Annotated in this window: 10 protein-coding genes; 8 read left to right on the forward strand and 2 right to left on the reverse strand. The window is 54.3% G+C overall.

Annotated elements, in window-relative coordinates; genetic code table 11:
* Nucleotides 1-5: 5 nt before the first annotated feature.
* From argB to V5G20_RS03900, 7 genes are all read left to right on the forward strand, one after another.
* Nucleotides 6-818 carry an acetylglutamate kinase gene (gene argB / locus V5G20_RS03870; protein ID WP_003388286.1) on the forward strand — a complete coding sequence of 271 codons (813 nt, stop codon included), beginning with the start codon at nt 6-8 and terminating at the stop codon, nt 816-818.
* A 12-nt stretch (nt 819-830) separates the two neighbouring features.
* Nucleotides 831-2,012 (forward strand): aspartate aminotransferase family protein, encoded by a 1,182-nt coding sequence (locus V5G20_RS03875; RefSeq protein WP_003388285.1) that lies wholly within the window; start codon nt 831-833, stop codon nt 2,010-2,012.
* Nucleotides 2,013-2,224: 212 nt separating this feature from the next.
* Nucleotides 2,225-3,331 (forward strand): carbamoyl phosphate synthase small subunit, encoded by a 1,107-nt coding sequence (locus V5G20_RS03880; RefSeq protein WP_031932640.1) that lies wholly within the window; start codon nt 2,225-2,227, stop codon nt 3,329-3,331.
* Nucleotides 3,324-6,560: a carbamoyl-phosphate synthase (glutamine-hydrolyzing) large subunit gene (carB, locus tag V5G20_RS03885; protein ID WP_338463168.1), complete on the forward strand. Its 3,237-nt coding sequence runs from the start codon at nt 3,324-3,326 to the stop codon at nt 6,558-6,560. The genes V5G20_RS03880 and carB overlap by 8 nt, the downstream gene beginning before the upstream one ends.
* A complete protein-coding gene (gene argF, locus V5G20_RS03890) occupies nt 6,505-7,476 on the forward strand; it encodes an ornithine carbamoyltransferase (protein WP_338463169.1) in 972 nt (323 codons plus the stop codon). Before carB ends, argF begins: the two co-directional genes overlap by 56 nt.
* Before the next feature lie 429 nt (nt 7,477-7,905).
* The gene (locus V5G20_RS03895) at nt 7,906-8,457 is read left to right on the forward strand and encodes a DUF5317 domain-containing protein (RefSeq protein WP_003388280.1); all 552 of its coding nucleotides are present in this window, start codon (nt 7,906-7,908) and stop codon (nt 8,455-8,457) included.
* Nucleotides 8,441-9,769, forward strand: coding sequence for an HD-GYP domain-containing protein (locus V5G20_RS03900; protein WP_003388278.1), 1,329 nt, complete (start codon nt 8,441-8,443; stop codon nt 9,767-9,769). The genes V5G20_RS03895 and V5G20_RS03900 overlap by 17 nt, the downstream gene beginning before the upstream one ends.
* A gap of 52 nt (nt 9,770-9,821) precedes the next feature.
* On the opposite strand, the gene V5G20_RS03905 is transcribed toward V5G20_RS03900, so the two are convergent.
* Nucleotides 9,822-10,373, reverse strand: coding sequence for a histidine phosphatase family protein (locus tag V5G20_RS03905; protein WP_172920877.1), 552 nt, complete (start codon nt 10,371-10,373; stop codon nt 9,822-9,824).
* A gap of 126 nt (nt 10,374-10,499) precedes the next feature.
* Between V5G20_RS03905 and V5G20_RS03910 the strand changes: the two genes are divergently transcribed.
* Nucleotides 10,500-10,931 carry a DUF4760 domain-containing protein gene (locus tag V5G20_RS03910; RefSeq protein ID WP_003388275.1) on the forward strand — a complete coding sequence of 144 codons (432 nt, stop codon included), beginning with the start codon at nt 10,500-10,502 and terminating at the stop codon, nt 10,929-10,931.
* A gap of 14 nt (nt 10,932-10,945) precedes the next feature.
* Here V5G20_RS03910 and V5G20_RS03915 read toward each other — a convergent pair whose 3' ends face one another.
* Nucleotides 10,946-11,701 carry a VanW family protein gene (locus tag V5G20_RS03915; RefSeq protein ID WP_338463170.1) on the reverse strand — a complete coding sequence of 252 codons (756 nt, stop codon included), beginning with the start codon at nt 11,699-11,701 and terminating at the stop codon, nt 10,946-10,948.
* Nucleotides 11,702-11,807 lie beyond the last annotated feature (106 nt).

Consider the following 11,807-nt stretch of genomic DNA (forward strand, 5'->3'; position numbering starts at 1 on the left):
ATAAAATGCAGGGCATTGTCGTCATAAAATGCGGGGGCAGCACGATGGAGCAGCTACCCGGGAGCTTTTTTCAAACAATTGCACGGCTTCAGAAAATGGGGAAGCAGCTCGTGATCGTCCATGGAGGGGGACCCGCCATCAACAGCATGCTGGAGCGGCTGGCGATATCTTCCGTATTCGTGGACGGCCTCCGCGTGACCTGCGAGGATACACTGGAGGTTGTGGAAATGGTGCTCTGCGGCCAGATCAACAAATGGCTGGTCAGACGCCTGACAGAACACGGAGCGAGAGCGTGGGGCGTGAGCGGGATGGATGGAAGCATGCTCACGGCGGTACGGACGGAAAAGCCGCTGGGCTGGGTAGGCGAAGTGAAGGCGGTAGATGCCGCGATCCCGCGGACCATTCTCGGTCAGGGGTACGTGCCGGTGATAGCTCCGCTTGCCGCAGGAATTGACGGGGCAGAGAGGTACAATGTAAACGCCGATGTGTCGGCAGGAGCGATTGCCGCTGCATTGAGAGCCGAAAGCCTGATCATGGTGACGGACGTTCCGGGCATTTTAAAGCCGGAGGCGGATGGCACCAAAGCGCTTGTTTCCAAAACGGATGAGGCTGAAATCGGACGCATGATCAGCGAGGGAATGATCACAGGCGGAATGATCCCCAAGGTGCAGGCTGCGCTCGATGCGCTTTCCGCCGGGGTAGCGCAGGTCGTCATATGCCGCGGCACAGCGGAAGATTTGCTTAAGGTTTGTCAGGGTGAACCGGCCGGCACGGCAATCGTGGCTGCCGCAGCCGAAAAAAATCAAGCAGCACGTTGAGGAGGAGAAACCATGAGTACGACGACTGCTCCACTCCATTTGATGAATAACTATGCAAGATGGCCGATACACCTCGTAAAAGGGAAGGGAAACCGGGTCTGGGACGAGGCGGGCAAGGAATATTTGGACTTCATCTCGGGGATTGCCGTTACGTCCTTGGGACATGTGCCGACAAAAGTAGCCGGCAAGCTGCATGAACAGCTGGATATGCTCTGGCATTGCTCCAATCTGTTCCACGTTCCCGGCCAGGAGAAGCTGGCGGCAAAGCTGAGCGAGCTGTCGGGTCTTTCACGGACACTATTTTGCAACAGCGGCGCCGAGGCGAACGAAGGCCTGATCAAGCTGGCACGCCGCTATGCACAGAAGGTGAAAGGGACAGACCGCTACGAAATCATTACGTTTGGCCAGTCGTTTCACGGGAGGACGCTGGCGACCCTGACCGCCACAGGCCAGGAGAAGGTAAAAGACGGCTTCCTGCCGCTTCCCGAGGGATTCGTAACTATTCCCTACAATGATCTGGCGGCGGTGCATGAAGCCGTAAATGAAAAGACATGCGCCATCATGCTTGAGCTGGTGCAAGGGGAAGGCGGCGTGCATCCTGCATATGAGAAATTTGTCAAAGGGCTCCGCCAGATTTGCGACGAACACGGCCTGCTGCTTTTGATCGATGAGGTGCAGACCGGCATCGGACGGACCGGCACCTGGTTTGCTTTTCAGCAATACGGCATTTTGCCCGATGCGATTTCGCTTGCAAAGGGACTTGGCAGCGGATTCCCGATCGGCGCCGTTCTGGCTACCGAGGAAGCGGCTCAGGCATTTGCCCCCGGCACCCACGGGACGACCTTCGGCGGCAATCCGCTCGCTATGGCTGCAGGTTTGGCCACGCTGGAAACCATCGAGGAAGACGCAATGCTGGAGCGGGTGAACGAGCTGCATCAGCTGCTGGTAAGCAGCTTGCAGCAAATCAAGGCAGCCTTTCCGGACAAAGTGGTCGAAATCAGAGGCAAGGGCCTGCTTTTGGGGATGGAGCTTTCGATCCCGGCAGCTCCTGTACTGGATTACGCGCGGGAAAAAGGGCTGCTGCTGTTGCTCGCGGGACCTCAGGTCATACGGATGCTGCCGTCGTTTATTACAACGGAAAATGAAGTGGCACAGGCAGCAGCGGTGCTAAAGGAAGCGATCGCCCAAGCGTAGCTTTCAAATAGAGGGGACGGTGGGTAAGACGTGTACGCGTGCCAGTGAAGAGAAGCTTTATGGCCACGCAAAAGACAGCAGGAAAATAGTTGCAACGAGTAGGAAAAGATAAAAAACTCGTTGCATTTTTATAATCATAAATGTATATTAATACAGTAAGTTGCATAAATTTTCGCAAGTGAGTGCCCTTTGGAGAGGAGTGGCTTTCATAGATGGATAAAGAGAAACAGGGATTGGGACCAGGTTATTTGACGCTGGAGACAGGTGAAGTATTCGCCGGAACGCTGTATGGAGCGCCGCTGGAAGGAATCGGGGAAGTGGTTTTTCATACAGGAATGACAGGGTATCAGGAAGTGATGAGCGACCCGTCCTTCGCCGGTCAGATCGTCACGTTTACGTATCCGCTGATCGGCAATTACGGAGTCAACGACAACGATTACGAGGCAGCCAAGCCCGCTTTGGCCGGGATGGTCGTCAGTGAGCTGTGCATGGAGCCCAGCCACTATCAATCGGTTCGCACACTGGCGGAAACGGCAGAGGATTTCGGCTTTCCGATCCTGGCGGGTATCGATACGCGGACGATTACGAAGCGAGTGCGCCAGGACGGGCCGCTGTGGGGAGCCATTTCCGATCAACCCCTGGCAGCGGAAGAAGTAGCCGCACTCAAGACCAAACACATCAAAAAGTCGCTGGTCGCAGAAGTATCCTGCCAAGAGATAAAACGCTACCCGGGCTCGCAGGAGCATGTGGTGCTGGTCGATTTGGGGATGAAGCAATCGATTCTGGACGCGCTGCTGGAGCTTGGCTGCCGGGTGACGGTGGTGCCGTTCGACACGCCGTACGCCCAGATTCAAGCACTGCAGCCGGACGGACTGCTCTTTTCCAATGGACCCGGCGATCCGGAAGATCTGCATGCCTATTGCAGTGAATGGAGAAAAGCGGCTGAGCAGTATCCGACGCTCGGTATCTGTCTCGGTCATCAGGTTCTCGCGCTGGCGTTCGGAGGAAAGACGGAGAAACTGAAATACGGCCACCGCGGAGGAAACCATCCGGTCAAGGAGCTTGCGACCGGCAAAGTATACATGACCTCGCAAAATCACGGCTATGTCGTAAAGGAAGAGTCGCTGGACAAACGGCTGCTCACGGTTACCTACCGCAATGTAAACGACGGATCGGTAGAGGGCATTCGCCATCAATTGCTGCCGGTCATGAGCGTCCAGTTCCATCCGGAAGCCCATCCGGGGCCAAGCGACACCTCACATATTTTTCAACAATTCTTGCAGTCGATGCGTGTAGTGGGAGCGAAGAGATATGCCTAAATTGCCGCACATTCAAAAAGTGTTAGTCATCGGGTCGGGACCGATCGTGATCGGTCAGGCGGCGGAGTTTGATTATGCCGGAGCACAGGCCTGCCTTTCCCTGAAGGAAGCGGGGGTCAAGGTCGTGCTTGTGAACAACAACCCGGCCACGATCATGACAGATGAACAAGTTGCCGACAAAGTCTATTTGGAGCCGCTGACGGTAGAGTCCGTGACAGCAATTATCGCCAAGGAGCGTCCGGACGGCCTTTTGCCAACGCTGGGCGGTCAGACGGGATTGAACCTAGCCGTGTCCCTGGCGGAAGCGGGCGTATTGGAAAAGTACGATGTAGAGCTGCTGGGAACTCCTTTGGAAGCGATCCAAAATGGTGAAGACCGCGAGCTGTTCAAGAAGCTGATGCAAAAAATCGGCGAGCCTGTGCCGGAGAGCGCCACTGTCGAATCTGTCGAGGCTGCGGCCGCCTTTGCCGACTCCATCGGCTATCCCGTTATCGTCCGTCCTGCCTATACGCTGGGTGGAGCGGGCGGCGGCATCGCGGACAGCGAGCAATCCCTCCGGACAGTAGCGGCAAACGGAATCGCCGCAAGCCCGATCGGTCAGGTGCTGATCGAACGCAGCGTCAAAGGCTGGAAAGAAATCGAATACGAAGTGATGCGGGATGCGAGCGATACGTGCATCATCGTCTGCAACATGGAAAATCTGGACCCGGTGGGTATCCACACGGGAGACAGCATCGTTGTCGCGCCTTCCCAGACGCTGACCGACAGGCAGTACCAGATGCTCCGCAGTGTATCCACCAAGGTGATCCGCTCGCTGGGCGTGGTAGGCGGCTGCAATATCCAGTTCGCCCTCGACCCGAACTCGGACAGCTACTACCTGATCGAGGTCAACCCGAGAGTGAGCCGCTCCAGTGCGCTCGCATCCAAAGCGACCGGCTATCCGATCGCCCGGATCGCGGCCAAACTGGCGCTTGGCTACAATCTCGACGAAGTGTTGAATCCGATTACCGGCTATACGTATGCCAGCTTTGAGCCGACGCTGGACTATATTGTAGTGAAAATCCCGCGCTGGCCGTTTGACAAATTTCCGCTGGCGGACCGGCAGCTGGGGACCCAGATGAAAGCGACCGGTGAAGTGATGTCGATCGCCCGCAATCTGGAAGCGGGACTGCTCAAGGCTGTGCGCTCCCTGGAGCAGGGCTGCACGCATCTGAGCCGTCCCGATCTGGCAGCGTGTGATCGGGAGACATTGGTCCAGCTCGTTCAGGAAGCGACCGATGTGCGGCTGTTTGCACTAGCCGAAGCGATCCGAAAAGGCTTTACGGAAAGCGAGCTGCATGGATTGACAGGGATTGATCCGTTTTTCCTGCGAAGCCTCGCAAAGATCGTGTCGTTGGAAAAAGAGCTGGCTGCATGCGAAACGCTGACCCCCGAACTGCTGACGGAAGCGAAGCGACGCGGATTTGCCGACGAGACGATCGCCGGGCTGATCGGCTGCACGGCAGCGGAAGTAAAGCAGCTCAGAGTGCAGTACAACATCAAGCCGACGTATAAAATCGTCGATACCTGCGCCGCAGAGTTCGATGCGCAAACGCCGTACTACTATTCTGATTGGCAGGGTGCCGATGAGGTCGAGGAGCTGACCGGCAAAAAAGTGCTGGTGCTCGGCTCAGGGCCGATCCGGATCGGACAGGGGATTGAATTTGACTACTGCTCGGTACACGCCGCAAAAGCACTGCAGGCAAAGGGGATCGCGGCCATCGTCGTCAACAACAACCCGGAGACGGTGAGCACCGATTACGAGACAGCGAACCATCTCTACTTCGAGCCGCTTCACGCGGAAGACGTGCTGCACGTAGCGGAGCGGGAGCAGGTGGACGGAGTCATGGTGCAGTTCGGCGGACAAACGGCGATCAATCTGGCCGCCAAGCTGGAAGCAGCAGGTTTGACTGTGATGGGAACGAAGCTCGAAGCGATTGAGCGGGCAGAGGATCGCGAGCTCTTTTACGCCATGCTCAGAGGGCTGGATATTCCGCATATCCCGGGGCAGGGTGTATCCACGCTGGAGGAAGCGGCTGCAGCAGCGTCTACCGTAGGGTACCCGGTCCTGCTGCGTCCTTCCTACGTCATCGGCGGGCAGGGCATGGTCGTGGCACATGACATCGATGAGCTGTCCGCCACGATTGAGGGATGGTTGAGCCAGCCAAACAGCCAGGACTTTTTCCCGCTTCTCGTCGACAAATACGTACCGGGCATGGAAGCGGAAGTAGATGCCGTCTGTGACGGCCAATCGGTATTGATCCCGGGCGTCTACCAGCACGTGGAGAAGGCCGGGATTCACTCAGGCGACAGCGTTGCCCTTTTCCCGGCACCGTACCTGACTGACGAAGTCAAAGCCACGATCGCACGCTACACCGAAGCCATTGCCCGCGAGATGGGAGCGGTAGGCCTGATCAACATTCAATTTGTCATCAGCGGCGATACGGTATACGTGCTGGAGGTAAACCCTCGCGCTTCCCGTACCGTGCCGATTACGAGCAAGGTGACGGGCGTTCCGATGGTCGAGCTGGCCGTCCGCGCCCAGTTGGGAGAGAAGCTGGCGGAGATGGGGTACAAAGCAGGTCTTTTGCCTGACATTCCGTTTGCCGTAGTGAAAGCGCCTGTTTTCTCGACCGTAAAGCTGACCGGTGTGGACCCTGCGCTCGGCCCGGAAATGAAGTCGACGGGAGAGGTGCTCGGTCTGGGCCATAGTTTCGCTGAAGCGGCAGGAAAGGCGTTTGCTTATAAAGACAGCATTTTTTCAAGCTGGCAAGCAGGACAGATTTGCCTGGTATCTTTGGCGGACGGAGACAAAACGGCAGAGGTGCTGCCTGCGCTGAAGCGATTGCAGGAGCAAGGCGGCGTATTGGCAGGAACGCCAGGAACGGCCGCATGGCTCAAGGAAAACGGCTTGAGCGTCGCTCACGTGATCGGGGATGAGCAGGAGCTTGTGGAGCTGGTTCAGACCGAGGGTGTGGCCTTTGCCCTGATTACGGCGACCAAAGGAAACAGTCGCGGGCGCAGCGGTTTTGCCCTCCGCAGCCGGGCCGTCCAACAAGGATTACCGTTGTTTACTTCCAGTGAGACATTCGCTTTGTATGTGCAAGCCATTTCGGAGAAAAGAGGTGACGGGCATGCAGCCTGTGAAGATATTGGATCGCTTTCCAAACGCACAGTGGGCCAAATTTAAGGGGAAAGACCTTTTGCGGGTCGATGAATTCAGTGGAGAAGAGCTGATGCAGCTTTTGGAGCTGGCGGCTCACATCAAAAAGCTGCAGAAGAACGGTCAGCCGTACCAGCCCCTGCAAGGGAAAACGCTGGGAATGATTTTTGACAAGTCATCCACCCGCACCCGCGTTTCCTTTGAAGTCGGCATGTACCAGCTCGGCGGCATGGCGATGTTTTTGAGCGGCAAAGAACTGCAGCTCGGACGGGGGGAGCCGATCAGCGATACGGCGAAAGTCATGTCGCGCTATGTTGACGCGATCATGATTCGGACGTTTTCCCATGCCGGTGTGGAGGAATTGGCGGAGCACGCCTCGATCCCGATCATCAACGGACTCACGGATGACTTCCACCCGTGTCAGGCATTGGCCGACATGCTCACGATCTGGGAGCACAAGGGCAAGCTGAAGGGGATCAAGCTGGCTTACGTAGGAGACGGAAACAACGTGGCCAATTCGCTCGTGCTGGCGGCTGTGCTGCTGGGTATGGACGTTCGCGTCGCCACGCCGCCTGGATATGAAATGAATGCGGCCATCGTCGAGCAGGCAAAAGGATATGCGCAGGCAAACGGTGGAAAGCTGCTCGTGACCCACGATCCCGTCGAGGTAGTCAAAGACGCTGATGCCGTGTACACCGATGTCTGGACCAGCATGGGCTTCGAGGCGGAAAACGAGCAGCGGCTGCAAGCGTTCGCTGCTTATCAGGTGAACGAAAACCTGGTCAGCCACGCCAGCCCGGAATACCTCTTCCTGCACTGCCTGCCTGCTCACAGAGGGGAAGAAGTATCTGCCGGCGTGATCGACGGTGCAAACTCCGTCGTCTTTGATCAGGCGGAAAACAGGCTGCATGCGCAGAAAGCAGTGTTGGCTGCTGTTGTGTGAATATAGTTCTAGGTACAAATTCCTATTTATAATTGAAGCTTATAGACTATGAATCTATTATTGCCGAATTTTGTCACTTGTGTGTAAAATATAGGCATGAAAGCGCGAAGAAGTACAGACTGTATCTGGTCGCTTGGTCTGTATGGAGCCAGTAGCGAATCCGCCTTTTCCCTCGGGAAAAGGGAAGCTGTACAGGCTGTATTTGGTCGCTTGGCCTGTACGTTAGAGCTAAGTAGCGAAACTAGCTTTCTCCACTATTTATTTAAGGAGGGGAATGGCATGAAAAAATGGTTTGGAGCACTTCTGTTGGTAGCAGGTATCGTTGCTGCAACTTCTGCTAACTGGTACGTTGGCTAAAGGTAGGAAAACTAGAGAAACACCGCTTGTTCAAAGTGGTGTTTTTCATTGCTTTTTCGGAGGTAACGAAACATGCTGCTTGACGTGATAGCCTTCTCGTTTTTAATCGCTTTCCTCAGGGGCGGACGGGTAAAGAGCATTCCTACCTTTAACGGATTGGCCTTTCTGGTGATTTGTATTTTGCTCCAGATTACATCAGGCTTTTTCCCGTCGATTGGTGGAATATTTGTATCCGTTGCCTATCTGGCACTGCTGCTCTTTTTTTACTTTAACAGAGAGCATGAAGACATCAGGATTTTTATGATCGGGTGGTTTTTGAACGCGCTGGTCATCTGGCTGAATGGAGGGCGCATGCCTGTCGATATCGAGCAGGCAAAACAGCTTCCTTACCCGATAGAGCCTTTGTTGAATGGCACGGATTTCAAGCACTCGCTTTTGACGGATCAAACGGTGTTCCCTTTCCTTGCAGATATTATGCATATGCCGTTCCCTATTCCGAGGCTGATCAGTATTGGCGACCTGTTTATTATGTTGGGGACGTTCCTTCTTGTTCAGCGCATTACAAACAAGCCTATCTCTTTAATACGATTGCGCGAAGGTAAAAATTATGCAGAAAAATATTGACCTCACCCGTTTTTTCAAACATCTGTTTATTCAGTTTTTTCTCCCTCTTGCAGCGATCGCCGTATTTGTTTCGGTGCTGCCGGATTGGGAGCCACGCAATCACTGGAGCGTCTTGTTCATCTTTACGCTTTTGACCATCGTAGGGGCTTTTGCCCCTATTAGCACATTTAACGCGAGACTGACTGTCAATAATGCATTGTTTTTTTCGGGAATTCTCTTGTATGGCACATGGGTTGCGGTCTGGGCCGCAGTCGTTGAATTATTGATTGTGACCGTACTGAGCCGTTCTTCCTTGAAGAAGGCCATGTTTAACTGCGGGCAAATCCTGCTGACTCTCTGGCTGGTAGGATTTTTACATCATGCCGCCGACTCGGCCGGTATCCCGTGGATGTTTTCGGACCTGTTGCTGATTCTTGTTTATTGGTTTGTCAACACGTCACTGGTGGCTTCGGGAATCTCCTATTTCTTTCATGTAAAGTGGCTGGACACCTTTGCGAGCATGGTCAAAGGTGGGTCAAACACGTACATTATGCTCATGATTATCGGCGGTATTGGAGCCAGGCTGGTAGCACAATACGGATGGCTTTCGCTCATTCCGTTGCTGGCTGCGTTTATCTCCTTGAATATTGTATTCCGCCAATATTTTCGCAACATTAACAAGCTCCAACAAAAAATGGACGAAATCCAAACCTTTAACCACAGCTTTCTGACGACAATGGCAGCTTCGATCGATGCCCGTGACCACTACACGAGCGGCCATTCGCAGCGTGTGGCCCACTGGGGACGGGAAATTGCGCGTGCTATCGGGATGCCACCGGATAAAGTGGATGAAGTCTATTTTGGCGGCATCTTGCATGACATCGGAAAAATCGGTATCGAGGATCACATTCTCAATAAAAAAGGAAAATTAACACCGGAAGAGTACGACAAGATCAAGCAGCATACGGTGATTGGATATGAAATTATCTTGCAGGCAGGGATGTTTCATGAACTGCTGCCCGCCATTCGCTCCCACCACGAACGGATCGACGGGAAGGGCTACCCGGATGGCTTGAAGGGGGACGAGATCCCGCTGATGGCCCGTATTTTGGCCATCTCCGACGCATTTGACGCCATGGTTGCGGATCGTCCCTACCGGAAAGGACTCCCGGTCGAAGACGCACTTCAGGAGATCAGGAAAGGGGCAGGGACACAGTTTGATGCAGAACTGGCCTACCAATTCATTCGCGTGGTCAGTCAGTTGTCCCGGGAAGAGCTTGAAAAAATAATCCAGCAAGATAACCAAACGCAGTTACAGGAGGTGCTTCAGTAAGAACACCTCGCTGTAACTGTTTTTATTTTCCCGCGTTGCCATCCGGTAACGGTCAGCCGGCAAGCTCGTTCCAGATTCGTTTGATCGTCCACACGCCTTCCTGGCAAGAAATCCGGTAGACGTCCGGGTTGGTCAGGGCTTCCCAGTCGGCAAAGCCGTATGTATCGTCGAGCTGCTTCAGGAGGAGGGCCATCAGACAGCCATGGGTGACCAGTACGGTATGAGAGAAGGGAGCGGAAAGCGCATCACGGAGCAAGGATAACCCGCGATTCATGGCTTCCTGGCTGCTTTCACCGCCTTCGTAGCACAGCGTCAGATCAGAAAACGTGTCTCGCAGGCGCTCGTACCAGTCAGGCATCGAATATGCGGAAAGGACTCTCTCTTCGAGCCGGCTGTCAGTCTCGATCTCCAGTCCGAAATGCAGGGCAAGCGGCTCCGCAGTAGCTTGTGCACGCAAATAAGGACTTGCGATGATCCGTTCAACCGGTATGTCCGTAAAAAAGGCAGCCAGCGCGGCAGCTTGCTGGCAGCCCAAAGGCGTGAGTGCCGCGTCAGGGTCCTGGCCCTCTGCTTTACAGTGTCTGACGAGGTAAAAATGTTTCATAGAGAAACCTCCCGTTGCGAGTGAAGTGGCGAGTGTAAAAAAGCTTGGACAAGAACATGTGTTTTCTAGATAATAGTGGGAATGGAAAATTCTTTTCCCCGAATCCAAACAGGAGTGTGAAAGTTGATGATTCCTACCTACCAGGACGCCGACATTATTTTGAAGCTGTACCAGCAGTACGAATCGGAGCGAATGCAAGAAGCGAAAAAGTGGTTCTCCCATACGATCGCAAATAAAGAATGGAGCTACGATACGTTCATCGGGCGCTATCCCCGCGGGAGCGAGGAATTTGCCCGTTTTGTCACGCTGTATGGCTTTTTCGAGATGATCGGTGTTCTCCACAAAAATGGTCTCGTCCACCCCGATCTGCTGTTTGACATGTGGTATATCAACGGTTTTTATGTGCCGATGTACCCGATCATCGCAGGGTGGAGAGCGGAGGGCGATATTCACATAGCTGAAAATTTCGAGCGCCTGGCCGCAGCCGAGCTGGCATGGATCAGAGAGCACAAGGGAGAGGAATACGTCCCGCAGGTTCCATACAAAATTCATGCATAACGATGTTGAAACAATTAACCGGAATAGTCTGGACCAGTTGGCGGAACCTCCTCCAGGGTGTATTTGACCTCGGAAAAGTTGCGGATCGCCAGTTCTTCTCTGGTCCGCTTTCCGGTTTTTTTGTCGATCACGAGCCTCCAGATTTCATTGCGTCTGTAATTTTTTCCACCCCGGCGCATAAACTTGTGATTCCGCTCTTCGAGATGATAGGAGAGCGGCCACTCGCGATCTGTGTAAATCGCTCCCTTGAGATGCTTATCTGTCAGATTGACGCGCAATTGAAAGGTTTGCTTTGTCGGGTTGTAGAGGCGAAGATCGATATAGTTGTAAAAAACGCTGGCACCGCTGCCAAAAGGCAGGACGCGCTGATCGTCCGGAAAAGGATCAAACTGATGGTGGTGCCGTTCCGCAATCTCGAGCGGCGTGTGAAGCGCCATCCAGAAGAGCAGGTTGGCAAGCTGGCACAGGCCGCCGCCAACACCTGTTCGCACCTCTCCTTGTGACAAAAGCAGTCCTTCCACGTAGCCTTTTTCCTTTGTCGTCTTGCCTACCCGGTTCCAGAAGGAGAAGGTTTCCCCGGGCCTGATCAGCAGTCCGTCAATGGACGGAATCGCAATCCGCAAATTGATGATTTTGTTTTCCTGCAGCTGCGGATCGGAGCTCCCCAGCTTTCTCCGAAGCAAGGACTGATGCTTTTTGCACGTGAATGAAAAAGAGGGGGCTTGCTGCTGGCGGGCAAAGCGAACCCCGGAAACGCGGTCAGACAGCATTCGGCCGATTCTCTTTTGGCTGACCCGCAGGTGATAGAACAAGGGATGAAGGCGAGACAGTGTCAGGGAAGTCACATCCTTTACTCAAGAGATAGTCAAAGCGAGA

It is taken from the genome of Brevibacillus borstelensis (genome assembly GCF_036700025.1).
Taxonomy (GTDB): domain Bacteria; phylum Bacillota; class Bacilli; order Brevibacillales; family Brevibacillaceae; genus Brevibacillus; species Brevibacillus borstelensis.

What these genes read in the sequence shown, in the direction of transcription:
- argB (WP_003388286.1), top strand. Translation starts at nt 6, where the DNA reads ATGCAGGGCATTGTCGTCATAAAATGCGGGGGCAGCACGATGGAGCAG.
- V5G20_RS03910 (WP_003388275.1), top strand. Translation starts at nt 10,500, where the DNA reads ATGATTCCTACCTACCAGGACGCCGACATTATTTTGAAGCTGTACCAG.
- V5G20_RS03900 (WP_003388278.1), top strand. Translation starts at nt 8,441, where the DNA reads ATGCAGAAAAATATTGACCTCACCCGTTTTTTCAAACATCTGTTTATT.
- V5G20_RS03905 (WP_172920877.1), bottom strand. Translation starts at nt 10,373, where the DNA reads ATGAAACATTTTTACCTCGTCAGACACTGTAAAGCAGAGGGCCAGGAC.
- V5G20_RS03875 (WP_003388285.1), top strand. Translation starts at nt 831, where the DNA reads ATGAGTACGACGACTGCTCCACTCCATTTGATGAATAACTATGCAAGA.
- V5G20_RS03915 (WP_338463170.1), bottom strand. Translation starts at nt 11,701, where the DNA reads ATGCTGTCTGACCGCGTTTCCGGGGTTCGCTTTGCCCGCCAGCAGCAA.
- V5G20_RS03895 (WP_003388280.1), top strand. Translation starts at nt 7,906, where the DNA reads ATGCTGCTTGACGTGATAGCCTTCTCGTTTTTAATCGCTTTCCTCAGG.
- carB (WP_338463168.1), top strand. Translation starts at nt 3,324, where the DNA reads ATGCCTAAATTGCCGCACATTCAAAAAGTGTTAGTCATCGGGTCGGGA.
- argF (WP_338463169.1), top strand. Translation starts at nt 6,505, where the DNA reads ATGCAGCCTGTGAAGATATTGGATCGCTTTCCAAACGCACAGTGGGCC.
- V5G20_RS03880 (WP_031932640.1), top strand. Translation starts at nt 2,225, where the DNA reads ATGGATAAAGAGAAACAGGGATTGGGACCAGGTTATTTGACGCTGGAG.